We start from the raw sequence: 23189 nt of genomic DNA on the forward strand, positions 1-23189 counted from the left end.
TCCCTATGCCGGCTGCGCGTCATCGGGTCTTCTCGCTTGCGCGAGCACACCCGCGGTGACGGGTGTTGCCTCCGGTCCGGAGGTGAGCGCGGGCGCGGTGGCCCGGGCGAGGATGGTGTTGGCCGCCTGAATATCCGCGTGGTCTTCGTGGCCACATTGCACGCAACGGAATTCCGTTTGGCTCTTACGGTTTTCCTTCACGCTGTGGCCGCAGTTGCGGCACTCCAGACTGCTGTACGCGGCCGGCACAAACACCAGCTTGGTGCCGGACGCGGACATCTTGTGGTTGAGCCGCTGGGCGATCACACCCCAGCAGTTCGCGTAAATCCCCTTGTTCAAACCCGCTTTCGCGGCTTTCCCGTTCGGCAGGTAGTGCCCCACCATGTCGGGGTCGGGTTTGGGTTTCGGCGAGCGCACCATGTTGCGGGTCGCGAGTTTCTCCACGGCCACCACGCCGTAGGTGGCAGCAATGCGCGTGGTGGTTTTCTCGACCCAGTCCCGCCGCCGATCAGACACCCCGGCGTGTAGCCGTGCGACCCGCGCTTTGACCTTGCCGCGGCGGATACTGCCCTTGCGGGCGCGGGCAAGCTGACGCTGCAGCCGCACCAGCGTCTTGTGCTCGCTGCGGCGCATGATCGGTGCCCGCAGCATCGTGCCATCTGAGAGTGCGAGCGTGGTCGTCACTCCCCGGTCGATACCGACCGCCTGCCCCTGTCTGCCCGCAGCGGCGGTGACCGACGGCTGCGGGGCAGGAAACGCCACATGCCAGCGACCCGCTTTACAGGTGATCCGGGCCATCCCAAGCTTGCCCGCCGGCAGCGTGCGCGACAGCCGGAACTTCACCCGCCCTAGCTTGGGCACAAACATGTGCGCCCACTTACCGTTAATGTTCGCGACGCGGCTATCGCGGACACAGAATCCCTCGTCGACAAACTTGCGCCGCCATGTCGGCCGCCGGTGGGTGCCGGCGAAATACGCCGCCGCGGCGCGGTCGAAGTCCCGCAACGCTTGCTGCTGCACCGACGACGATCCTGACCCCAGCCAGTCGAACCCTTGACGGGCCTGGGCGAGTTGTCTCTGCCGGGCGGCGGGTCCGGGCGCTGAGCGCCCTGACCGGCCCCAAGTGAACTGCTCCACGGCAAGATTCCACACATACCGGGCATCAGCGCAGTGCCTGCACAGCATGAACGCTGCTTGCTCGCTGGTCGGATATAACCGGTACCGGTGCGCCACCGCTACGCCACCTTCCCCGCGCGCGCAGCGGCGACTTTCTGGTTCTCCACATACCGCCTGACCACTTCCAACGGTGCGCCGCCGACAGTAAAGACCAACCAGGACGGCGACCCTAAACACGTCATCCGCGCCAGATGCGCGAACTCCTGGCGCAGCAACCGTGACGACCTGCCCGTGAGGATCTGGACGAGTTTGGATACCGCCACCTGCGGTGGCAACCCGACGAGTAGATGCACATGATCGGGCATCGTCTCGACCTCGATCACGATCCAGCCGAACTCGGTGACCACCTCGGCGATGAGCTGTTTCAACCGCGTCTGGATCGGCCCACCCAACACATCACGGCCATACTTCGGGCACCAAATCACGTGGTACTTCACCGAAAACACCGACTTACGCGTCGACCGGTACTGCATGAACCCCACGGTAAACCCCACCTACGACAAACACGGCCCGCTACACGGACCGCAAAGACGGGATCGGCTCTCCCCCGACAGAAGTTGAAGGCTTGCACCGAAGAAAGTCTCTGTCATCGCCGCGAACCTAGGACCTGACGCTGCGTGAGGTGCAAGAGCGGAGCGCGTTCATCGCTCTGCTGATTTACTGGACGCAATGGCTGACATCACCGTGCTGATCCTCGACGACCACAATTGGTTTCGTGAACAGTTCGCCAAGCTGGACGAGCTGCAGGCCCAGACGCCCGTCGATCAGCGCGCCCTCGAGCGAGTCTGGTGTCCACTCGCGGACAAACTCGACGTGCACGCCTACATCGAGGAAAAGATTTTCTACCCGCAGCTACTGACCCGCGGCAGCGCCGACGCGGAGGGCGAGACGCTCGACGCCATCGGCGACCACAACGACATCCGCGATGGTGTCCGCGATGCCGGTACCGCGGCGATAGCCACCGACGAATGGTGGGCCGCGGTCGGCCGTACCCGAGAGGCCAACGACGATCACATGGCGGAGGAGGAGCGCGAAGGACTTGCCGACTTCCGGCGCAACGCCCCGGTCGGCCTGCGCGAGGCCCTCGGGCTTCAGTACCGCGAATTCATGAACGAACATCCGACGACGCGTGGGCTGAAGATCGTGGACCGCGACCCGGAGGAGTACGTCGCGCAGCAACAAAGCACGCCGAAGCCCAAGCGCACCGACTATTCGCTCGGCATCGGCAGCCTCAAGGGCGAATAGCGCTACCTGGTGCGACGACTCATGCGGCCTGGAGTCACCAGACCGCATGAGTCAACGGTTGCAGTGGGGTTTAGCCGTGACCGCAGCCGACGCCGGCGAGGCATCCGCCCGGCACGCCGTTCGGACCCGCGAACTGCCCGCCGGACCCACAACCGACGCCAGGCACACAGCCTTGGCCACCCGGTCCGCCGTTGGGCCCGCCGTCCTGACCCCCAGAACCGCAGGTGCCGTTAGGGGCACAGCCACTGCCGCCCGGATCCTGCTTGAAGATCACGTGAGTGGGGGCCGCACCGGTCTGGCCTGCACTCGCTTCTGCTGCCGCCACAGGCATTACAGCCATCGCTGCGGCAACCGCGCTACCAACAACAAACGGTTTCAACACACTGAAAATGGACATGACGGTGTTTTACCCCTTGCACACATGCCCAAAACATCGAATTTCACTCGTGATGATTGACGTTGTTGACGATGTTGCCGTCGGGTGCTCGGACGAAGAAACGCCGCAACGCTAGCTCGCCCGGCCCGGCCGGAGTCGGCGATTAATCTGGCGCCATGAGCGCTAACCGGGTTCCCGGCGGGGTAGTCCACAAGCTCCCCGCGGACCTGCGCACAGCGCTGTTGGGAAATTCCCCGGCCCTGGCGGCCTGGAAGGACATCACACCGTTGGCGCGCAACGAATTCATTTGCTGGGTCGATGACGCCAAGCAAGAAGCCACCCGCGCGCGTCGCATCCGCCGCACCCAGGAAGAGCTCGAGGAAGGTCAGCGACGACCGTGTTGCTGGCCGGGCTGCAAGCACCGCGAGCGCACCGGCAAATAAGTCCCGTCCGGACTCTTTACGACCTTTCAAACAAGTACTACGCTCCGTGGTACTACGGCACATAGTAGATGCTCGGCTGGCCTCGGAGCAGCGGCTTCAGCCGTGAGAGGACGGTTGCCATGAACCTCCGACCGGCTCATACCGCAGCGCGCGCGGGCATGAGCGTCGACGCGCGATACCACCCCTCAGCTGCCCTACGGCGGCAACTCAACAAGGTCTTCCCGAGGCATTGGTCGTTCCTGCTCGGCGAGATTGCGCTGTACAGCTTCGTGGTTCTGCTGATCACCGGGATCTACCTGACGCTGTTCTTCGACCCCTCCACGGCCGAGGTCACCTATCGCGGCGTCTATCAGCCGTTGCGCGGGGTGGAGATGTCACGCGCCTACGAGAGCGCGCTCAACATTTCGTTCGAAGTGCGTGGCGGCCTGTTCGTCCGTCAGATCCACCACTGGGCCGCACTGCTCTTCGCGGCATCGATCATGGTGCACCTGGCCCGCGTCTTTTTCACCGGAGCGTTCCGCCGGCCGCGTGAAGCCAACTGGGTGATTGGCTCGCTGCTGCTGATCCTGGCCATGTTCGAGGGTTATTTCGGCTACTCGCTGCCCGACGACCTGCTGTCCGGCATCGGTCTGCGCTGCGCGCTCTCGTCAATCATGCTGGGATTCCCGGTGATTGGCACCTGGCTGCACTGGGCCTTCTTCGGCGGCGACTTTCCGGGCACCACGCTGATCCCCCGGCTCTACGCGCTGCATGTTCTGGTGCTGCCCGCGATCATTCTCGCGCTGATCGGCGCACACCTGGCGATGGTCTGGTTCCAGAAGCACACCCAGTTCCCCGGCCCCGCCCGCACCGAGCGCAACGTCGTCGGCGTCCGCGTGATGCCGGTCTTCGCCGTCAAGTCCGGTGCCTTCTTTGCACTGACCACCGGCGTCCTCGGCGTGATGGGCGGGCTGCTGCAGATCAACCCCATCTGGAACCTGGGCCCCTACCTGCCATCTCACGTGTCGGCGGGATCGCAGCCGGACTTCTACATGATGTGGACCGAGGGCCTGCAGCGATTGTGGCCGGCCTGGGAGATCTACATCGGCCACCACACGGTGCCCGCGGCCGTCGGTGCCGCGATGATGATGGGCGTCGTGTTCGTGATGCTGACCATCTACCCATTTCTGGAAAACCGGTTCAGCGGCGACTCCGCGCATCACAACCTGCTCCAGCGTCCCCGCGACGTGCCGGTGCGTACCGGCATCGGGGCGATGGCGATCGCTTTCTATCTCGTGCTGACCCTGGGCGCGATGAATGACATCATCGCGCTGACGTTCCATATCTCGCTCAACGCGACCACCTGGATCGGGCGCACCGGCATGGTCGTGCTCCCGCCCGTCGTCTACTTCGTCACCTATCGATGGTGCGTGGGCTTGCAACGCAGCGACCGTGCGGTTCTCGAGCACGGCGTCGAAACCGGCATCATCAAACGGCTTCCGCACGGCGCGTACATCGAAGTGCACCAGCCACTTGGACCGCTGCCGCTGGAGTACCAAGGCGCCCCAGTCCCGGCCAAGTTGAACAAACTCGGCTTGGCTGGATCTCCCGGTTCGGGCAGTTTCCTGCACGCCGATCCCGCCGTCGAGGACGCCGCGCTTTCCGGCGCTTACCACGCGGCCGAACGGCGAGCACTGACGGCCCTGCGACACGGCTAGCGCGACGATGCGCGGTTGGGCGACGCCGTCTCGCGAGACATGATGGCGGGATGACCACCGAGATCCGCGTGCTCGACAGCGAGGGCGACCTGCTCGCCGCGGCCAACGTGTTCCGCACCGCCATGATCGGTTTCCCGCGACTGACGGACCTCGCCCCGGGGCAGATCACCCGGATGCTCGAGCCCGGCCGCACGATCGGCGCGTTCGTCGACGACCAACTGGTCGGCACCGCCGATGCCGTGACGAGCCGGCTCACCCTTCCGGGCGGAACCCTGGTCGGGCACGCGGCCGTGACGCACATCGGGGTTCTGCCGTCGTTCACCCGACGGGGTGTCGCCACTGATCTTGTTCGCCACCAGTTGCGCGACGTCGCTGCCCGCGGCGAAGCGGTGGCGACGCTGCGGGCGTCCGAAGCGAACATCTACGAGCGGTACGGCTACGGCGTGGCGAGTACATCGCAGACCGTCGAGGTCCAGACTGCGCGCGCGGCGCTGCGCCCCGGCGTCGGTGCGGGCGGTCCGGTGCGGTTGCTGGATCCCGCCCTCGTGTGGGATGAGTTGCCGCGCATCTACGCCGACCACCGGCCGTCGCGTCCGGGAACCATCGACCGCCCCGACGTGTGGTGGTACGGCGCGCGATTGCGCACCGAATCCGGGCCCGGCCCTTGGTATGTCGCGGTTCACGGCAGTCCTGGATCCGAGACCGGCTTTGTCCGCTACCGCCCGATCGACACCGACAAATGGTTCGTCAGCGATCAGCGCACCATCGTGGTGGAAGACTTCTTCGCGCCCGACATCGACTCCTACCTCGGCCTGTTGCGTTTCCTCCTAGGACTCGACCTGATCGATCGGGTGGTGTTCTGGATGCTTCCGCTCGACGACCCGCTGCGATGGCTGCTGGTCGACCAGCGCGCGGCGCGGGTGACCGCCACCCACGACGAAACCTGGCTCCGCATTGTCGATGTCGAGAAGACATTGACAGCAAGGCAATACGTGGGCGACGGCGCGGTGGCCATCGCCGTCGACGACCCACTGCTGCCGGACAACTCCGTTACCGTGGCGATCACCGGAGACGGCGCCGAACGAACCGACCAGCGCCCGCAACTGCGCATCGGTATAGCCGGACTCGCCGCGGTTTTGCTCGGTGGCGCCACGTGGCACAGTCTGGCCATTCCGGGAGTGGTCCACGCCGATGACCCCGCGCATCTCGCCGTGGCGGATCGATTGTTCGCGGTCCCGCACGCCCCGTACGCGGGATTCTTCTTCTGAACGCGTGACGCCGGTCGGTCAGGTGCAGCGCTTTCTCTTCGGCAACAACGCCATTGGGCGAGAATATGTCTGCCGCTCGAGTCCGCTGGATCAGACCAGGTAGTAATAGTGCTTGGAGTCACCATTGGTCGCGACGGCCTCCGCTGCAACCTTGTCGCCCGACTCGTCGAATCCGCGCAGGGCGTGGGCGTAGCGCACCGCCTTCAGGGTCGCCGAGAACTCTTTTTCCTCCTCGGGGAAGATCCGCTCGCCGGGGAACCAGTCGTCGAAGCCGACGTTCGTCAGCAGCTTTCGCAAATCGTCCTGCACGCCGGCCAGCAATACCACCACACCGCGGTCGGTTTCATCACGAACGAATTGGTCGATCCGCTGGATCACGACGGCATCCGGGTGGCGCACCCGCTTGAGCCGCAGCACCAGGTACTTGATGTTGTCCTTCGTGATTCGCTCGCCGAGTTCCTCGAGGTACTTTTCGAGTTCGGGTGCGGCACCGAAGAACAGCTCGCCTTCGAAGTCGAAGATCAACGTCGACGGATCGGACGGATCAGAGGGCACCCGCTCGCGGACCACCCGCTCAGGCGCCACTACCAATTCCCGCGACTTGAGCTTGGCCGCCCGCGGCACGAACAGCAGGATCGACAGTGCGACACCGAGCAGGACCGCGGTGTCCAGGTCGACGAACACGCCGACGAGCGCGGTGAGCATCACCAGGCCCGCGTCGTAGCGGGACGCCTTGATCGCGTAGCTCAAGCGCTTGACGTCGATCAGTCGTGCAGCAGTGATCAGCAGCAGTCCCGCCAGCGCGGCCCGAGGCATGTAGTGCAGCAGTGGCGCGAACAACAGCACGATGAGCGCGACGCCGATGGAAGCGATCACGCCGGAGAACCGGGTCGCGGCGCCGGCCTGGTAGTTGATCGGCGAGCGCGTCACCGAGCCCGAGCCCGGCACCGCCTGGAAGAAGCCGCCGGTGAGGTTCGCCAAGCCTTCGGCGATGATCTGCCGGTTGTAGTCGATCTTTGCCCGCTCTGGTAGGCGATCGCCTTGGCGATCGACAGCGCCTCGAGCAATCCGATGAACGCGATGGCCAATGCGCCCGGCGCCAACTGGGTCACTTCGTTGAGTTGCACCGATGGGATGTGCGGGTGCGGCAGGCTCTGCGGGATCTTCGCGGTCAGCTTGATCGCGGTGTTGCCGGTGTGATCTTCGGTCGCCCATCCGGCCACGTACGCGATCAGGGCCGCAAAGATCAGCGTTGCCAGCAGATCGAGTTGGGGCAGACCGAATCGCTTCACCACCCGCCGCAGCACGACGGCGAGCACGATGGTCGCGACGCTGATGACCAATGCGCGATAATTGAACGCCTCGCCATGGAACAGGGTGAGGTAGGTACGTTTGATCACCGACTGCCGTGCGTTCCCTTGGTCTTTCACTCCCAGCGCATTGCCGAATTGACCCAGCGCGATCAGAACGGCCGCGGACAGCAGAAAGCCGAGGATCACGGATTCGGAGATGTACCGGGTCAGATCCCCGAGCCTGAACACCGCAATCAAAATCTGGAAGGTGCCGACCAGGATGCCGAGCAGGAACAGCGCCTCGAACAAGACCGTCCGGTTCTCCGGGTCGATGAACGCCAGCGAACTGAACACCAGCAGCGATATGGCACTCGTCGGGCCGTTGACCAGATGTGACGATGACTGGAAAACCGACGCGACGAAGGTCACCACGATCGCCGAGTAGACGCCGAATTTGGGGTCGACGCCGGCCACCAATGCGTAAGTGATGCCCTGCGGCAGCGACACCGCAGCGACCGTGAGGCCCGCTATCAGGTCACGACGTGCTTTGTCCCCGTCGTAGTTCAGACTTTTGATGCGCTCCGAGATGCTCATGGGGTCTTCGTCTTTCGCCGCGAGTGTGCAGACGCGACCCTGGCCGGAGCCGAGGAGACCACGTCGTAGATGCCGTTACTGCCGAAGAACTTTTCCTGCGCGTCGTACCAGCTCTTGGCGATCGCAGTGATGGGGAACAGATTGATGGGTGGCAGCCGATCCGCGTGCTTGGCCAAGATTTCCGGCTTGATCGGCCGGTAGCCATACTGCGCAACCGTCTCCTGTGCCGGGTCGCTGTAGAGGTACTCGAGGTAAGCCTTGGCGTAGGACGCCAGCTTCTTGTCCTTGAGATTCGCGTCGACCCAGGTGACCGCTGGTTCGGCGAGAATGCTGACCGGCGGGTAGACGATTTCGAATTGGTCCTTGTTCTCCGCCACTTCGCGCAGGGCTTCGTTCTCCCAGGTCAAGTGGACGTCGCCGATTTTCTCGACGGAAAAGGTGGTGGCGGCGCCGCGCGCTCCGCTGTCGGCGACCTTGACGTGACTCAGCAACGCCCTGACGTAGTCGCTGGCCTCCTGCTCGCTGCCGCCGCGCGTTGTCACCGAACCCCAGGCCGCGAGAACGGTGAGCTTTCCGTTGCCCGAGCTGCGGGGATTGGGATTGATGATCTCGACACCGTCTTTGACCAGATCCGGCCAGTCGTGGATCCCCAGCGGATTGTCTTTCTCGACGACGAACACGATCGTCGAGGTGTACGGGACCGAGTGGTTCGGCAGGCGGCTCTGCCAGTCGCCCGCAATCAGGCCGCGCTTGCGCAGCGCGTCAATGTCACTCGGAAGTGCTAATGAGACGACGTCCGCCTTCTCATGGCCCTTGATGACTTCAGTGGCCTGCCGGCCCGAACCACCGTGCGACTGCTTGATTTCCACGGTGACGCCGGTTTTCTTGCGGAACTCATCGACGAATGTCTTGTCGATCGCGGCGTACAGCTCCCGGGTCGGGTCGTAGGAGACGTTGAGGATCTGGTTCGGCGCATTGTCGCGATTCAGATTGTGAAGCGCGAGCAGGCTGCCCGCGACGATGATCGCCACGATGCCGAGGATGTTGATCCGCGAAACGGCAAACGGCAGTTGTCCGCGGCGCCGTGCTGGGGGCGCGGGCTCAGTCATCGCCGCCTCCTCGTTTGGGAATCGCAGGGACCGCCATTGCGGGCAATAGGCCCTCCGCGCTGGGTTGTTCTCGCCAGCTGTGAGATTTGGAGCCTAGCCAGCGCGTCCCTGTACGACACCTGTGTAAATCAGCCTGATCGCAATGGGTTTGGGGGCGTAGCGTTTTAGCCGGTCAGCGGGGGTGGCGGCCGATCGGTGGCGACCCGGACCCGAGTCGTCACATCGGCAACTCCGGTACCTGCGTCCGACCATTACCCCTAATTGCGAAACGTGCCCACCCGCGATATCAGCGGCCTGGGTGATATCGCGGGTGGTGCTGAAACGAAAAAGAGTGCTGTCCGGACAGCGCCGCCTACTTAGACCGTCGCTCCAGCAGCTTTCGCACCAGCCGCAACTGCTGGTCGTGGCGTCCGATCAACACGGCGCTGGGCCCACCAGGAGTTGCCGGATAATCGGGGCCGCCCAGCGGCTGAGCTCCTCGCGATCGAGGCTGGCGATCGGCGGATTCACCAGGACGTAGCGGGTGATAGCCAGCCCGATGACGAAGGCGCCCATCAGCCCGATTCGCTGAACAGGATGGTCGGGGGTAGCGGTGATCAGCTTGGGCGCCACCTGCTCGGCGAACACCCGCCGCAACGTCTCGGCGGCCAGCGGACTGGTCATCGCGGCGCGCAGCAGCGCCAAGAAGGTTTCGTCCTCTTCCCATACCGCGAAGAATCGCGGCAGCAGGATGGCCGCCACGTCGGCGGGATCGACATCGGACAAGTCGGGCAGATCGATCTCGAAATCCGCTGCGGCCGCGAACAAATCCTGCTTGCTACCGAAGTAGCGAATGACCAACGCCGCGTCCACCCCGACGTCCGCAGCCACGGCCCGCAGGGTCGTCCGGTCGTATCCCTCGGAGCCGAAGCGACGGCGTGCGGCGGACAAGATGTCCGCGCGTGTCTGCGCGGCGTTGCGCGGCCTGGTCACGGTCATGACGGCGCCGGTCCCATCAACAGCAGCCGGAATACCGGAGCGGCCCACTGCCGCAACTCTTCTCGGCTGAGCTTGGCCGCTGGGACGTTGCCGAGCACCGATCGAGTTGCGGCCAGCCCGATAACGAAGGCGTCGGTCAGCGCGATGCGCTGCTGATCGTGGTCGGGGGTGGCGGCCTTCAACGTCGGGGCGACGTGGACGGCCAGGGTCTCGTTGAGCTTGTCGGCGGCGACACGGCTGGTCATCGCCGCCTGCAACAGCGCCAAGAACGAGTGGTCCTCTTCCCAGATGGCGAAGTACCGGGGCAACAACATGTCGGCGATATCGTCGGGCGCCGCGTCGGTCAGATCGGGAAGCTCGATGGCGAACTCGGTGGCGGTCGCGAAGAGATCCTGCTTGCTCCCGAAATACCGGGTCACCATCGCAGCGTCGACGCCGACGTCCGACGCGATCGCCCGCAGCGTGGTTCGGTCATACCCTTCTGCGGCGAACCTGCGGCGTGCGGAGTCCAGGATGTCCGCCCTGGTCTGCGCAGCATTGCGCGGTCGGTTCGTCATGTTCGACCAACTTTATGTCATCAGCCGTTGACTAACTCCACCGCCACGCGTAGGTTCAAGTCATCAATCGTTGACAAAAGTCATCGGTTGTTGAAAAGGACAGGATCGGCGATCCCATGATCGCGGTGCAGAGCAAGAAACTAATCAGCGAAAGTCCGGCTGTCGCAGCACAGTTGCAGCGACAGCTCCCAGCTTCAGAAACGGCAGTGTTGCCGACACACCACGTCGTCCACGGAGGGGCAAAAAATGAGCGCACGTCTGAGCGGCAACGAATTTGGGGCCCACAAAGCCGGCAGCGTCATAGCCGGCGTGCAGGGCGCTCTGCCTGAGCATCGCTATGAGCAGAGCGAAATCACCGAGATGCTCGCCGCGCTGCCGGCGTTCAAGGATCACGCGGATCTGCTGCGTAAGTTCCATGCAAGTTCCAAAGTCGACAGTCGTTACCTGGTTCAGCCGCTCGAGCAGTACGCCTCGCTGACCGACTTCGGCCGCGCGAATGACATCTGGATCGAGAACGCGGTCGAGCTCGGTTGTGCGGCAATGTCCGCCGCGCTCGACGAGGCCGGGTTGCTGCCCGAGGACGTCGACGTGGTGATGTCAACCACCGTCACCGGCCTCGCGGTGCCGTCGCTGGAGGCCCGCATCGCCACGCGGCTGGGCCTTCGCCCCGATGTACGACGGGTTCCGATGTTCGGCCTGGGGTGCGTCGCTGGTGCCGCCGGAGTCGGACGGCTCAACGACTATCTGCGTGGTGCGCCCGACGACGTCGCGGTGCTGCTGTCCGTCGAACTATGCTCGCTCACCTTTCCCGCGATGACACCCTCGCTGGCTTCCCTGGTGGGTAGCTCGCTGTTCGGCGATGGTGCCGCCGCGGTTGTCGCCGTCGGTAAACGCCGTGCCGAGCAGATCGGCGCTCGCGGTCCGGAGGTGCTCGGTTCGCGCAGCCACCTCTACCCCGACTCGCGGGACACCATGGGCTGGAAGATCGGCCCCACCGGTTTCGGCCTCATCCTCTCCCCGGATGTGGCCAACGTCGTTGAACAATATTTGGCCGACGATGTCGCGGGTTTGCTGTCCACCTACGGGGTGGACATCGCCGACGTCGGTGCATGGGTGAGTCATCCGGGCGGCCCCAAGGTCATCGAGGCAATCGTGTCCTCGCTCGGGTTACCCGACGACGCACTGGAATTGACGTGGCGCTCATTGGCCGAGGTGGGCAACCTGTCGTCGTCGTCGGTGCTGCACGTCTTCCGTGACACGATCGCCAAGCAGCCGCCGGCCGGTAGCCCGGGTGTCATGCTGGCCATGGGGCCCGGCTTCTGCTCCGAGCTCGTCATGCTGCGGTGGCGGTGACCCCGCGATGACCTGGTATGCACTGCTGGTCGGCGCGGTGGCCATCGAACGGCTCTTCGAAGTCCGTGTCGCCGAACGAAATCGCGCCGTCAGCAAGGCACATGGCGGCATCGAGTTCGGCGCCAGCCACTACCCGGCCATGGTGGCGCTGCACTTCAGCCTGCTGGTCGGCTGTCTCGTCGAGCCAATCGCATTGCACCGCAACTTCATTCCAGCTCTTGGCTGGCCAATGTTCGCGCTGGTGCTGGCAGCGCAGGTGTTGCGCTGGTGGTGCATCACCATGCTGGACTACCAGTGGAACACCCGCGTGATCGTCATCCCGGGCGCCAGTCGCGTCACCGGTGGCCCGTACCGGCTGATACCCCATCCAAACTACGTCGCCGTGATCACCGAGGGTGTGGCACTGCCGCTGGTGCACACCGCATGGCTGACCGCGCTTGTCTTTTCGTTGCTCAACGCGTGGCTACTCAGGACCCGGGTCCGGGTCGAGAACGCCGCGTTGGCGAGCCTCGCGTGATCGACCTCCTGGTGGTCGGTGGCGGACCGGCGGGGCTGGCCACCGCGATTCACGGTGCCCGGGCCGGGCTGGACGTGGTCGTCGCCGAACGGCGCCGGGGGCCGATCGGCAAAGCGTGCGGTGAAGGCCTGATGCCGCATACGCTGCGCCATTTGCAGGGGCTCGAGGTGTATCCGCTCGGTAAACCGATCCGCGGCATCAGCTACCGGGATGGTGATCGCCAGGTCGACGCGAAGTTCAAACGCGGCACCGGCCGCGGCGTGCGCCGAACCGTGCTGCACAGTGCACTGATCGACGCGGCAGTCGAAGCCGGCGTCGACATCGTCCATGACGAGATCCGCGGAATAAGCCAGGACGCCAACGGAGTTCGCGCCGGGCGGTGGAACGCGCGCTACCTGGCCGCGGCCGACGGGTTGCACTCCCCCATCCGCCGGTCGCTGGGCTTGGAACAGACCAGTCCCGGCCCGCGGCGCTGGGGCATCCGCCGGCACGTGCAGATCGCACCGTGGACCGACCATGTCGAGGTGCACTGGGCGGCCGGCGCCGAGGCGTACGTGACACCGGTCGCGGACGACTGCGTGGGTGTCGCGCTGCTCAGCTCGAGCCGGGGCGGATTCGACACTCACCTCGAGGAGTTCCCCGCGCTGCGTGCGCGGATCGACGGCCAACCCCACGAACCCGATCGTGCGGCCGGCCCACTGCGGCAGAAGGTTTCCAGCCGCACGGCAGGACGCGTGCTGCTGGTCGGCGACGCCGCCGGCTATGTAGACGCGCTCACCGGCGAGGGCCTCGGGCTGGCGTTCGGCGCGGCCGAAGCGCTGGTGGATTGCGCCCTCGCCGGCCGACCGGGCGATTACGACCGGCGGTGGCGTCAGCTGACCCGGCGCTATCGGATGCTGACCGCCGCTCTGCTGCAGGCCAGCGCCTTCGCGCCGGCCCGGTCACGCATCGTGCCGGCCGCGGTGGCCATGCCGGCGGTGTTCACCGGCATCGTGAATCTGCTTGCCCAGTAGCAGTTGCCGCCGTCAGACCTGATTGAATCCGCCATCGGCGTTGACGGTGGAACCGGTGGTGAAAATGGATAGTCATCCTCCCATCCGTCGGGTGACTCGCGAGAGTGCAACTAGCGGCAGCTCTTCTCGGGAAACGTTTCGCTAGTTGCACTCTCGGCGTCACCGCTAGGCGACCAGCGGTTTGGGAGTGTCGACGATCGAATACTCGCTGGCGTCGCCGGAGACCACCCGGCTGCGCTCGCCGCTGACACTAACCGGAATGTCGCCGGCGAGCGTGATGCGATGCACCGCACGGCGCTGATTGCCGTAATCGGAGACGGCGTAGTGCTGCGTCGCGCGATTGTCCCAGATTGCGACATCGCCGAGTTCCCAGTTCCACCGAATCGTGTTCTCCAGCCAGGTGATCCGATCTTGGAAGATCCGGTACAGCGACTGGAACTCCGAGCCGTTGAGTCCGACGAAGGACTTGGCGAATGAGCCCAGCAGCAGCGACTTTTCGCCTGACTCCGGGTGCACCCGGACCACCGGGTGTTGCGTCTCGTAATGCGTCGAGTGAAACTGGGACGCGTATTTCCCGATCGCCTCGGGGTCGGCTGTCACCGCTGCCAGCTTGGCCGGGTCGATCTGGGCGTAGTCAAATGCGTTGTTGTGCACGGCCCACAGGTTTTCCGCGAGCTCTTTTAGCGGCTGGGGAAGCTGTTGGTAGGCGGCAACGGTGGAAGCCCATGTCGTCGTGCCGCCGCAGGGCGGTAGCTCGACCGCACGCAAGATGGACGCTTTCGGTGGGCGGTCGACGAACGTGACATCGGTGTGCCACTGGTTGGCGCCACCACCGGCGATGGACTCCAACCGCATCACCCGGCTCCCCTCGAACTTCAGCGTCGGATGTGGCGTCGTGGGAACGCCCAGGCTTTCTGCGAACTCATAGTGCGCGTCGTCGTCGAGGTGATCCTGCCCGCGAAAGAAGATCACCTTGTGAGTGACCAGGGCGTGATTGATCGCCGCCGCGGTCTCGGCATGCACAGCACCCAGACGCACCCCGTCGACACGTGCCCCGATGTTCTCGCCCAGCTGCACCACACGTAGGTCACTGCTCATCCCTGCTCCTTCGTCGACATTCAAGCGTAGGCGGCTGACTACACCGGCTGTTGTCAGCTAATGTACACAGATGGCTACAGCGGAGGCAACGGTTTCGACCACGGCGAAGCCAATGGGCAAAGACAAGGTCAGCGCGGCCGTCCTCGAGGCGGCCAGCCAGTTGTTCGCCGAAAAGGGCCCGGCGGCAACCTCGATTCGAGAGGTCGCTGCCCGGGCCGGCGTCAATCACGGCCTGCTGCATCGTCACTTCGGTAGTAAGCGCCAACTTCTGGCGGCGACGCTGCAGCATCTCGCCGACAGCGCCGCGGCCCTTCGGACATCCGGGGCCTCGCAACCGCAATTGGAATCCGCCTACGAATTCCAGGCACGCGTCATGGTGCGCTCGGCCCTCGACGGCTTCCCCGTCGAGGAACTGCAGCAACGCTTCCCGGGCATGGAGGCGTTTCTTCAACAGGTACGCCCCGATCACAGCGATGATCGGACGGCGCGACTACTGGCCGCGCACGGCATGGCCCTCCAGGTCGGATGGGGGTTGATGGGGCCGACTCTGCGGGTGGCGTTCGGGCTGCAGGATCTCGATGACAACGAGATCCGCACGGCTGTCGCTGAGCAGATCGCCAGAATCGTTGCCGCTGAATAGCACGCTCGCGAACAGACCACTCTGTCTATGCGTGCTAATTTGGCTGTCATGCAGACCGCGGAGACTAAGCCGGCGCGGCCCGTCAGCGAGCGCCTCGCACCGCCGCAGCCACCGCGTGCGGCGCTTCGGACGACGGGTAGTGGCCCACCCCAGGTAGTTTCGTGACCACTGCGCGTGACAACACTTTCACCGCCTGCTCGAGAACGTGACTGCCCGACACGGGGTCGTCTAGTCCCCACACCAGATGAAGCGGGCGCGTCCAGTCGGCGAGCGCCGACTCCCATCGCTGATGGTGGATCGCCCGCTCGGCGTTGTACTTGATCAATAGGTGAGATAGCTTGTGCCCGTTGTCTTTCGACATGCCGAGCCACAGGTCGTCGAATTCGGAGTCGCTGAGCGGCGTTCCGCGCACCGCGTCGAGCGCGGAGCGGACCCGGCCGGCGCTGACCCGGCCGGCCAACAGCTTTCCGACCACCGGCAGGATCAGCAATTTCTGCATCCAGGTCGGCCGATAGGCGCTGTAGACGATCCCGCAGTTCAGCATGGTGACGTCATCGATGCCGAAGGGCAGCTGAGCGTGGTTGGCGCGATCGAGAAGTTCCTGACCGACGATTCCGCCGTAGTCGTGGACCACCAGCCGCACCGATGTGAGCCCGAGATGCGCGACGAGATCCTCGACGGTGTCCGCGGATTCGGCCACCGAATACTCGTAGTGGTCGAGTTTGTCCGAGGCGCCGTAGCCGAGGAAATCCAGGGTGATCACATCGTGGTCGGCGGCCAAGTCGGCCGCCATCTCGGCGTAGTCGTAGGACCAGGTCGGAAACCCGTGCAGCAGAAGGGCAGTGGGACCTGCGCCGCGCCGTCGGTAAGCGATCCGGTGGCCACGCCGGCTGGTCAAGTTGTCGTTCTCGGCAATCCATTCGGTCGCGTTCATCGCAGTTGCTCGATGGGGATGTCGTACCGGTCCCGGTACCGGCGCACCCGTTCGCAGACCTCGCCGGCGTCAAGGGCGGTGTCTGACCAGGTGTAGCGACCGTGGCCACCGTCGGACGGGTGGGCTGCCAGGAAATCACGCATCCGCTGCATGGTATCTGGGCGTAGCTCTCGGCCCAACGCTTGATAGATCCCGCCGATAGTGGCCCAGGGATCGTTCATGAAGTCGGTGAACTTGACGTCGATGATGCGATTGTCCGGGACCGCGCCGCTGTCGCGCAGCGCCATCTCAACCCGCAGGCCCTCGAGTAACTCGCGTTCGGATTCGGCATCCTCAGTGACGACGGTGGTCATATCGCGCAGCATGTCCTGGAAAAACTGCCATGCACCGACCGATTCCAGCTCCGCGACATCGTCAGGCATGGCGTTACCGTACGACTGTGCGCTTCGTGGCGAGCGAGTTCCGATGTAGCTCTGTGACCTCACCGTGGCCGGTACGTGCCCGTTGCTCAGCTACCTTTACCGTTCGGCCGATCGACAGCACAGGGTCGAGAATCGATGATGGGCAAGGAGTTTTATGGATTTCGAGGGTGACAATGCCCGCGAACTCATGTCGCTGGCTCACCAGGCTTTACGGATCGATGACGTCGACAAGGGCGCGCTGTGTGCGGCCGCGATCAGGGTCATCGACAACCCTCCTCGAGACGGGATCTTGCGGAACCTGGCTGACCATGTCTGCCAGGCCGTCTTCGACTGGGCGTGCTTCGACGGCTCCACCGCGCGGTTGGAGGGCGTGGTGAAGGGCTACGAGACGGCAGCGCAAACTCTGCGGGCGCTCCAGGTGGAGGACAGGCTGAACACGCTGCGCCACTGACCCGAATCCGCTATGGCTCAAGCATATTGGCGTAGAAACGCCGCCAGGGCCGGATTGACCTGATCGGCATGTGTCAGACTTGGCGTGTGACCGGCGCCTGGCACCACCACCAGGTCGACGGCATGTGGCAGGGCATCTCGGAGCATGCGCCCGAGCTGCACAGGCACCGGCTCGTCGGCCTCGCCGTGCACGACCAACACCGGCTGAGAGATTTCACCGAGACGCGCGGCGATGTCGTCGACACCCATCAGCACCTTGACCGCATCTGCCAGTCGATCATTGGGCTGCTGACGCCAGGACCGAAGCCAGTCGTCGTGAATTTCCGGGTCGCTGAGCAGCATGTCGAGGAGACCCGCGGCGACCGCATCCGGGCCGCCGGTGCGGAATCCTTCACTGATGCCCTGCATTTGAGCTAACGCCTCCGGCGGCCAAGCCGCCCCTGAGGTATCGATCAGGACCAGCGCCGTGGTCCGCTCGGGTGCGAGCAGGGCTGCGCGAAGCGACAAGAATCCGCCCTGCGAATGTCCGACCAAGGCTGCGCGGTCGATATCGAGATGATCCATCAAGCCCAGCAGATCGGTGGCCGAGTCCCAGTAGGAGTACAAGCCATGGTCGTCTTCGGTGAGTCCGTGGAGGCGCTCATCCCATACGAGACAACGAAACTCGGTGCGTAGAGCCTCGATCTGTGGGGCCCACATCCACCGGTTCATCAGGTTGCCGTGGCTGAAGACGACGACCGGCTTGTCGCCGCCGCCGTCCTCGAAGAACAACCTCTGGCCATTGACCGGTGCGAACGGCATCTGCCTATCCTGTCAGCGAAACATCGAGTACTGCCGCATTTTCAGAGCGAGCCCCGCCACGCGCCCCGTGCAGGGGCAGCACCGCGGTGCAGGGGCAGCACCGCGGTGCCGTACCGGACGGACCCGGCGAACCGAAAACCCGCAGCTTGAGCGGGCCGGTGGCCCGGTGCGAGTGGACGAATTCCTCGACGGTCATCGCTGGATGATATCCGTCGCGGCTGTTAGCCCAAAGCGGCTGTCAGGTAACCAGATCCACTACCGAAGGATGCCAGCTCGTCGTCGGGCACTTCGAAACCGTGGGCGGCGTAGGCCTGTTCGGTCGTCTTGATGTCCGTTCGCCAGCCGTGCGCTCCGAGATAGTCGGCGGCCGGGTTGCGGTCGCCGGTGTAGAACAGTTCGGCCAGGTTGATATTCGAGCCGATCCGTTTCGAACGCTCGGTGAGTCGCTCGGCCCAATCCGCGGGAACATTACGCATGTCCATGTGTTCGGTGGCGATCCGGCTACCGGGGGCCGAGAGGGCAACGATGTTGTCGAACAAGCGGTCCTGGGCCGCCGGCGGCAAGTACACCAGCAGACCTTCGGCGCTCCAGGCGGTCGGTTGCTGCGGGTCGAATCCGGCTTCGCGCAGTGCCGCCGGCCAGCCTTCGCGCAAGTCGATGGCGACCGTGGTCCGTTGAGCGGTCGGTGCGGCACCGAGGTCAGCAAGCGTGCGCGTCTTGAACTCGATGACCTGGGGTTGATCGATTTCGAAGACATTCGTGCCACTCGGCCACGGCAGGCGGTAGGCCCGGGTGTCCAAACCCGACGCCAGGATCACGGCCTGGCGAATCCCCGCCTCAGTTGCCTGCACGAAGAAGTCGTCGAAGAATCGGGTGCGCACGGTGATCTGCTCGTTCATCGCGCGGCGATTGAGCAACGGATCGTCACCGTGCTCGATCTGTCCATCGATCAGTTTGACGAAGGTGTCGATGCCAACCGCGCGGACCAGCGGGTCCGCCCACGGGTCGTTCAACAGCGCATCGGGGTTTCGCGAGGCCATTGCTCGTGAAGCTGCGACTGCGGTTGCGGTCGCGCCGACACTGGATGCCAGATCCCACGAGTCCCTGTCCGTACGAGCCATTTTCACCAGCACCTTCTGCGTGAACAATTTACTTAGTCTAGTTAATCATATCACGGAGTGGCCCGGAATTCGAAAAGTTAGGTCAGCTTGGCATATTCCCTGTGCAGCGCGTCGAGGTGACGGAGCGACTCGTCGCGAGGCAGAGTCGGCAACTCGACGGTGACGTGGTCGATACCGAGATCGCGGTAGCCCGCCAGGACGGCGGCCGTCACCTTCCCGACGTGGGAGGCGATCACCGGCACGTCGGGCTCGGCGATCTCGCGTAGCTTCGCCAGGTCACTGGCGAGCGCATCGGCAGAAGGACTCAGCGACAACCAGCCGGCGCCGAGGTCGGCGATGCGGGAGAAGTTCGCCGGACCACCGCCGACGTAGAGCGGTGTGTGCGGCTTCGTCAGCGGCTTGGGCCAACTGTAGATGGGGTCGAAGTCGACGAACTCGCCGTGGAACTCGGCCTTTTCCTTGGTCCAGATCTCGATCATGGCACGCAGCCGCTCGTCCATGACTCGACCACGCACCCGCGGGTCGACACCGTGGTTGGCGATCTCCTCGCGCAACCAGCCCACGCCCACACCGAACAGGAAGCGGCCCTGCGACACAAGATCCAGGGAGGCGACTTCTTTGGCCGTGTGGATCGGGTCGCGTTGCGTGACCAGTGCGATGCCAGTGCCGACGAGCAGTGACTCGGTGGCCACCGCCGCAGCAGTCAACGACACAAACGGATCCAGCGTTCGGTAATACTGCGGCGGAATCGGGCCGCCCATTGGATACGGAGTCTTCGTGTCGGCCGGGATGTGGGAATGCTCGGCGACGAACAGCGATCCGAACCCGCGCGTCTCGAGTGCGACTGCCAGGTCGACCGGGCCGATGCCGGAGGCATTGAAAAATGTGAACACACCTAAACGCATCGACGCTTCCTCCCGCACCCGACTGCCCGCCAAGTTTTTTGACAGCGCGCAGTGCAACTGCGCCGACCGGCGGCCTTATTCCGTAGGCTGCGGACTGTGGTGATTCGCGATCACGGCGATGTCGGAGACGCGCCTTCGGTCCCGCCGCCGCTGCAGCCGGTGTCCATTGCCGCGCAGCCGTCGGCGGCGGAGCAGGCTCGTACCATCGCGGCCGGCGCCAACGCGGCAACGCTGGCCACCCTGACCGCCGACGGCGATCCCTGGGCGTCGCTGGTGGCCTACGGACTGATGGGCGGCGCGCCGGTGCTGTGTGTGTCCAATCTTGCCGAGCACGGCCGCAACCTGGCCAACGACCCGCGTGCCAGCGTGTCGATTGTGGCGGCGAGCAGCGACGTCGACCCGCTGGCGACCGCCAGGATCACGCTGGCCGGCGTTGTCGTGTCGCCCGTCGGCGCGGACCGGGACGCTGCGCGAGCGGCGTATCTGGAGGCGGTTCCCGGTGCGCGGTTCTACATCGAGTACAGCGACTTCACCCTGTGGGTGCTCGGGGTCGATCGGGTGCGCTGGGTGGGTGGATACGGCCGGATGGACTCGGCTACCGGCGCGAATTACCTTGCCGCCGAATCGGATCCGGTGACGCCCGCGGCGGCACGCGCCATCGCACACCTCAACGCCGATCACGCCGACGCGCTCGTGTCGATGGCCCGGGCGTTCGGTGGGTATCCCGACACCGAGACCGCGGTGTGTACCGGCATCGATCGCTACGGCCTCGACCTCCGCGTGCACACCTTGCGCGGCGTCGCCTACACCCGGGTCGGCTTCCCGGACGCATTACATTCTGCTGCCCAATTACGTTCTGCCACTGCAGATTTGACCGACGCGGCCAACGCCGCACGGTAGGCGCTCACGTATCGGTACTCCGGCGACCGCGAGCCCGCAGTCGGTCGATGGCCGCCCGACGGAGCGGCTTGCGAGCAGTGGTCGGGACGTAGCGGGTCATTGCCTGCCCCGTTCTCTTGGCCTGGTACATCGCCAGGTCCGCGTCGCGGAGAATGTCCTCGGCACTGCGACTGTCGTCGGGACGCACGGTAACCAGGCCAATGCTGGCGCTGATCCAAACGTAACGTGCTGCAGCCGAACCATTTTGGCGATCGACGGCGATGGGCTCTGACAGGGCCGCGTGCAGCTGCCTGGCCAGGTGGTCCACCTCTGCGGGTTGTAGGCGTGCGGCCAGCAGCGCCACGAACTCGTCGCCACCGACCCGTCCGACCACGTCTTCGGTACGCAACGCGGCATCAAGGCGCTGCGCCGCGATCTGCAGGACGGTGTCACCGGCGTGATGGCCCAACGCATCGTTGATCGCTTTGAAGTTGTCGAAATCGATGAAAAGCACTGCGCTCAAACGCTGAGCGGCTCCGATGGAGTCGGTCATCACCTCGAGCACACGTGCGCGGTTGGGCAACCCGGTCAGCAGATCGTGGTTTGCCTGGTGCAGCAGCCGCTGGTGGGCGTTGTGGCTTTCGGTGATGTCGACGAACGAAACCAGCACCGACGAACGGACGGGATCAGTGGGGTCCAGCAGCGACCAGTTCACCGACACCCATATCCGCTGGCCGTCGGAGAGTCGGTCGACGCCGTAGACGGCGCCGTGGCGGGGGCTGGCGGTGAGCGTTTCCAATACGGGTCTCTGGTCGCGGCTCAGGAGTGCGCCGTCACCGTCGTAGATCGACACCGTCGCCAGCTTGGCGAACTCGACGGCATCGATACCGTTCTCCGGTACTCCCATGATTCGCAGCGCGGCGGGGTTCACGAATTCCACGCCTCCGCCGGCGCTGCTGACAACCACGCCTTCTTCCAAAGAGCGCACCACCGTCTGGAAGTGCTGCTCTGCGCGCCGGAGCGCGGTTTGGTCGGCGCACAGCACGACATACCCGTCGCTCATCGGTGACACCGACACCCGCATGGTCAGCGCGGAACCGTCGGCGGCACGGTGAATAGCGTGTTCGACTCCCCCGCAGGCGGCGATGCGCGCCGGATCCAGGGCGGCGCCGACCACCTCGCCGACCGGAAGCCCCAACGCGCGCGCGGCCGAGCTGCCGTAGATGGCCTCGGCCGCCGGATTCCAACTGGTGATCTCGCCGTGGGCGGTGGTGGCGATGACGGCATCGCTGACATGAGTGACCAGCGCCGCTTGAAAACGCAGACCAGCCTCGACGGCCTTCTGCGCGCTGAGAGCCCGAAAGATCACCTTGTGGGCCGGCTTGCCCTGCCACCGCGTGCGAATACCGAGCGCCTCGACGGTGAGAGTCGATCCGTCCAGCGGAAGAACGGTGATTTCCAGAGCCGGCGTCGCGTCGCCTTCGTACCGGCGCGCCTCGACGTAGTCACGCACCGCAGCCTGCGAATCCGGATGCAGGAAATCCGCGACGCGGCGCCCCAAGAGTTGATCGGCCGATTCAGCCGCCAAACTCCGTACCAACGCCTGGTTGACGTAGACATAGCGCCCGTCGACGTGGACGCAGATACCCACCGGGCTGTGGTCGAGAAGCCACTGGTAGCGCTGTTCAGCATCGGATCCCAGTGACATGCCTGAATTGCCGGACGCGTCCTCAGTTCGCCCGGCGATGGGCGCGCTGAGTTGAGTGTCCATCTGCCCCACGGTCTTCAATCGGCAGCATTACCACTAGTGCTGCTCAATGCAGATTAAGAGGTTCGGGCACGACAGTCACACCGAAAAAACATTTTCTTAAATTACCGGCTGCGCGATCGCACTCGGATCTCTGAGCTACGCGCGCAACCAAACGGCCTCGAATCCACTGACCAAAGCATCTCGCTGGCCGGAAGGACCGACTTTTAGCTCCCCGATTCGCTTGTCTGAATGTCGTACTTGCGCACAAATTCTCATGCTCCACCCAATGAGCAATCCGCCGCCAATGGTGGCGAGCGTAACTATGTGAAGAAAGCGCCGATTATCGCGTCGCCCTGGCGGCTTCGCGCCGAGCCTTTTCCTTCATGTGGGTTGAACAGCAATGCACCATCTCGAGGTGGTAGCGGTCGCTGCAATCAGGCGAGCAGTAGTTCGATGCGGCTGGTAGCCAATACGGATCAGACAGGTCGCGCTGTTGGTCGTGCGCTTCGAACCGGTGGCCGCAATGCACGCAGGTCTTGATCTTGATCTTGGCTTTGATCCCGATAGCCAT

The 23189-nt window shown here is 64.6% G+C and carries 24 protein-coding genes and 2 pseudogenes; 10 read left to right on the forward strand and 16 right to left on the reverse strand.

The window, feature by feature from the left end; genetic code table 11:
• Positions 1-3: 3 nt before the first annotated feature.
• Together ACQY5A_RS24985 and tnpA are read right to left on the reverse strand one after the other, a co-directional pair.
• Entirely contained in the window at positions 4-1233 is a 1230-nt protein-coding gene (locus ACQY5A_RS24985) for an RNA-guided endonuclease InsQ/TnpB family protein (RefSeq protein ID WP_428342923.1), read from the reverse strand.
• A gap of 2 nt (positions 1234-1235) precedes the next feature.
• Positions 1236-1649 carry an IS200/IS605 family transposase gene (gene tnpA / locus ACQY5A_RS24990; RefSeq protein WP_428342924.1) on the reverse strand — a complete coding sequence of 138 codons (414 nt, stop codon included), beginning with the start codon at positions 1647-1649 and terminating at the stop codon, positions 1236-1238.
• A 196-nt stretch (positions 1650-1845) separates the two neighbouring features.
• Here tnpA and ACQY5A_RS24995 point away from each other — a divergent pair, with 196 nt between their 5' ends.
• A complete protein-coding gene (locus tag ACQY5A_RS24995) occupies positions 1846-2421 on the forward strand; it encodes a hemerythrin domain-containing protein (protein ID WP_428342925.1) in 576 nt (191 codons plus the stop codon).
• 70 nt (positions 2422-2491) lie between these two features.
• On the opposite strand, the gene ACQY5A_RS25000 is transcribed toward ACQY5A_RS24995, so the two are convergent.
• Entirely contained in the window at positions 2492-2800 is a 309-nt protein-coding gene (locus ACQY5A_RS25000) for a PE-PGRS family protein (RefSeq protein ID WP_428343333.1), read from the reverse strand.
• Positions 2801-2973: 173 nt separating this feature from the next.
• Between ACQY5A_RS25000 and ACQY5A_RS25005 the strand changes: the two genes are divergently transcribed.
• The 3 genes from ACQY5A_RS25005 (at position 2974) to ACQY5A_RS25015 (ending at position 6205) form a co-directional block, all read left to right on the forward strand.
• Positions 2974-3240 (forward strand): YdeI/OmpD-associated family protein, encoded by a 267-nt coding sequence (locus ACQY5A_RS25005; protein WP_428342926.1) that lies wholly within the window; start codon positions 2974-2976, stop codon positions 3238-3240.
• A 119-nt stretch (positions 3241-3359) separates the two neighbouring features.
• Complete coding sequence (gene qcrB, locus ACQY5A_RS25010) at positions 3360-4937, forward strand: cytochrome bc1 complex cytochrome b subunit (protein WP_428342927.1); 1578 nt, start codon at positions 3360-3362, stop codon at positions 4935-4937.
• Positions 4938-4987: 50 nt separating this feature from the next.
• The gene (locus ACQY5A_RS25015) at positions 4988-6205 is read left to right on the forward strand and encodes a GNAT family N-acetyltransferase (RefSeq protein WP_428342928.1); all 1218 of its coding nucleotides are present in this window, start codon (positions 4988-4990) and stop codon (positions 6203-6205) included.
• A 90-nt stretch (positions 6206-6295) separates the two neighbouring features.
• On the opposite strand, the pseudogene ACQY5A_RS25020 reads toward ACQY5A_RS25015, so the two are convergent.
• The 4 genes and pseudogenes from ACQY5A_RS25020 to ACQY5A_RS25035 all read right to left on the reverse strand — a co-directional run bounded on the left by ACQY5A_RS25020 (position 6296) and on the right by ACQY5A_RS25035 (position 10735).
• Positions 6296-8091, reverse strand: a pseudogene (locus tag ACQY5A_RS25020) (SulP family inorganic anion transporter).
• Positions 8088-9200, reverse strand: coding sequence for a sulfate ABC transporter substrate-binding protein (locus tag ACQY5A_RS25025; protein WP_428342929.1), 1113 nt, complete (start codon positions 9198-9200; stop codon positions 8088-8090). The pseudogene ACQY5A_RS25020 and the gene ACQY5A_RS25025 overlap by 4 nt, the downstream one beginning before the upstream one ends.
• A gap of 414 nt (positions 9201-9614) precedes the next feature.
• Positions 9615-10178 (reverse strand): TetR/AcrR family transcriptional regulator, encoded by a 564-nt coding sequence (locus tag ACQY5A_RS25030; RefSeq protein ID WP_428342930.1) that lies wholly within the window; start codon positions 10176-10178, stop codon positions 9615-9617.
• Positions 10175-10735, reverse strand: a complete 561-nt coding sequence (locus ACQY5A_RS25035) for a TetR family transcriptional regulator (protein ID WP_428342931.1) — start codon at positions 10733-10735, stop codon at positions 10175-10177. The genes ACQY5A_RS25030 and ACQY5A_RS25035 overlap by 4 nt, the downstream gene beginning before the upstream one ends.
• 246 nt (positions 10736-10981) lie before the next feature.
• On the opposite strand from ACQY5A_RS25035, the gene ACQY5A_RS25040 reads away from it, so the two are divergent.
• From ACQY5A_RS25040 to ACQY5A_RS25050, 3 genes are read left to right on the forward strand one after another with little or no spacing between them, the layout of a single operon-like run.
• A complete protein-coding gene (locus ACQY5A_RS25040; protein WP_428342932.1) occupies positions 10982-12088 on the forward strand; it encodes a type III polyketide synthase in 1107 nt (368 codons plus the stop codon).
• 7 nt (positions 12089-12095) lie between these two features.
• Positions 12096-12605: an isoprenylcysteine carboxyl methyltransferase family protein gene (locus ACQY5A_RS25045; protein WP_428342933.1), complete on the forward strand. Its 510-nt coding sequence runs from the start codon at positions 12096-12098 to the stop codon at positions 12603-12605.
• A complete protein-coding gene (locus ACQY5A_RS25050; RefSeq protein WP_428342934.1) occupies positions 12602-13618 on the forward strand; it encodes an NAD(P)/FAD-dependent oxidoreductase in 1017 nt (338 codons plus the stop codon). Before ACQY5A_RS25045 ends, ACQY5A_RS25050 begins: the two co-directional genes overlap by 4 nt.
• A 165-nt stretch (positions 13619-13783) precedes the next feature.
• Here ACQY5A_RS25050 and ACQY5A_RS25055 read toward each other — a convergent pair whose 3' ends face one another.
• The gene (locus tag ACQY5A_RS25055) at positions 13784-14716 is read right to left on the reverse strand and encodes a TauD/TfdA dioxygenase family protein (RefSeq protein ID WP_428342935.1); all 933 of its coding nucleotides are present in this window, start codon (positions 14714-14716) and stop codon (positions 13784-13786) included.
• 70 nt (positions 14717-14786) lie between these two features.
• On the opposite strand from ACQY5A_RS25055, the gene ACQY5A_RS25060 reads away from it, so the two are divergent.
• Positions 14787-15356: a helix-turn-helix domain-containing protein gene (locus ACQY5A_RS25060; protein WP_428342936.1), complete on the forward strand. Its 570-nt coding sequence runs from the start codon at positions 14787-14789 to the stop codon at positions 15354-15356.
• An 82-nt stretch (positions 15357-15438) separates the two neighbouring features.
• Here ACQY5A_RS25060 and ACQY5A_RS25065 read toward each other — a convergent pair whose 3' ends face one another.
• Both ACQY5A_RS25065 and ACQY5A_RS25070 read right to left on the reverse strand, forming a co-directional pair.
• The gene (locus ACQY5A_RS25065; RefSeq protein WP_428342937.1) at positions 15439-16290 is read right to left on the reverse strand and encodes an alpha/beta fold hydrolase; all 852 of its coding nucleotides are present in this window, start codon (positions 16288-16290) and stop codon (positions 15439-15441) included.
• Positions 16287-16592 (reverse strand): annotated as a pseudogene (locus tag ACQY5A_RS25070) (sulfotransferase family protein); the annotation flags it as partial. The pseudogene ACQY5A_RS25070 and the gene ACQY5A_RS25065, both read right to left, overlap by 4 nt.
• A gap of 274 nt (positions 16593-16866) precedes the next feature.
• On the opposite strand from ACQY5A_RS25070, the gene ACQY5A_RS25075 reads away from it, so the two are divergent.
• Positions 16867-17163 carry a hypothetical protein gene (locus ACQY5A_RS25075; RefSeq protein WP_428342938.1) on the forward strand — a complete coding sequence of 99 codons (297 nt, stop codon included), beginning with the start codon at positions 16867-16869 and terminating at the stop codon, positions 17161-17163.
• A gap of 17 nt (positions 17164-17180) precedes the next feature.
• On the opposite strand, the gene ACQY5A_RS25080 is transcribed toward ACQY5A_RS25075, so the two are convergent.
• The 4 genes from ACQY5A_RS25080 to ACQY5A_RS25095 form a co-directional block, all read right to left on the reverse strand.
• Positions 17181-17963, reverse strand: a complete 783-nt coding sequence (locus tag ACQY5A_RS25080) for an alpha/beta fold hydrolase (RefSeq protein ID WP_428342939.1) — start codon at positions 17961-17963, stop codon at positions 17181-17183.
• A gap of 4 nt (positions 17964-17967) precedes the next feature.
• Positions 17968-18159, reverse strand: coding sequence for a hypothetical protein (locus ACQY5A_RS25085; RefSeq protein WP_428342940.1), 192 nt, complete (start codon positions 18157-18159; stop codon positions 17968-17970).
• Between the two features lie 25 nt (positions 18160-18184).
• Positions 18185-19084, reverse strand: coding sequence for a class I SAM-dependent methyltransferase (locus tag ACQY5A_RS25090; RefSeq protein WP_428342941.1), 900 nt, complete (start codon positions 19082-19084; stop codon positions 18185-18187).
• 77 nt (positions 19085-19161) lie between these two features.
• On the reverse strand, positions 19162-19989 hold the full coding sequence (locus ACQY5A_RS25095; protein ID WP_428342942.1) for an LLM class F420-dependent oxidoreductase: 828 nt from the start codon (positions 19987-19989) through the stop codon (positions 19162-19164).
• A gap of 96 nt (positions 19990-20085) precedes the next feature.
• Between ACQY5A_RS25095 and ACQY5A_RS25100 the strand changes: the two genes are divergently transcribed.
• Positions 20086-20889, forward strand: coding sequence for a HugZ family protein (locus tag ACQY5A_RS25100; RefSeq protein ID WP_428342943.1), 804 nt, complete (start codon positions 20086-20088; stop codon positions 20887-20889).
• Positions 20890-20893: 4 nt separating this feature from the next.
• Here the strand turns inward: ACQY5A_RS25100 and ACQY5A_RS25105 are convergent, their stop codons facing one another.
• Both ACQY5A_RS25105 and ACQY5A_RS25110 read right to left on the reverse strand, forming a co-directional pair.
• A complete protein-coding gene (locus tag ACQY5A_RS25105) occupies positions 20894-22639 on the reverse strand; it encodes a diguanylate cyclase domain-containing protein (RefSeq protein WP_428342944.1) in 1746 nt (581 codons plus the stop codon).
• Positions 22640-22958: 319 nt separating this feature from the next.
• Positions 22959-23189, reverse strand: a complete 231-nt coding sequence (locus ACQY5A_RS25110; RefSeq protein ID WP_428342945.1) for a ferric uptake regulation protein — start codon at positions 23187-23189, stop codon at positions 22959-22961.

The organism is Mycobacterium sp. (assembly GCF_965277065.1).
Classification (GTDB): Bacteria; Actinomycetota; Actinomycetes; order Mycobacteriales; family Mycobacteriaceae; genus Mycobacterium.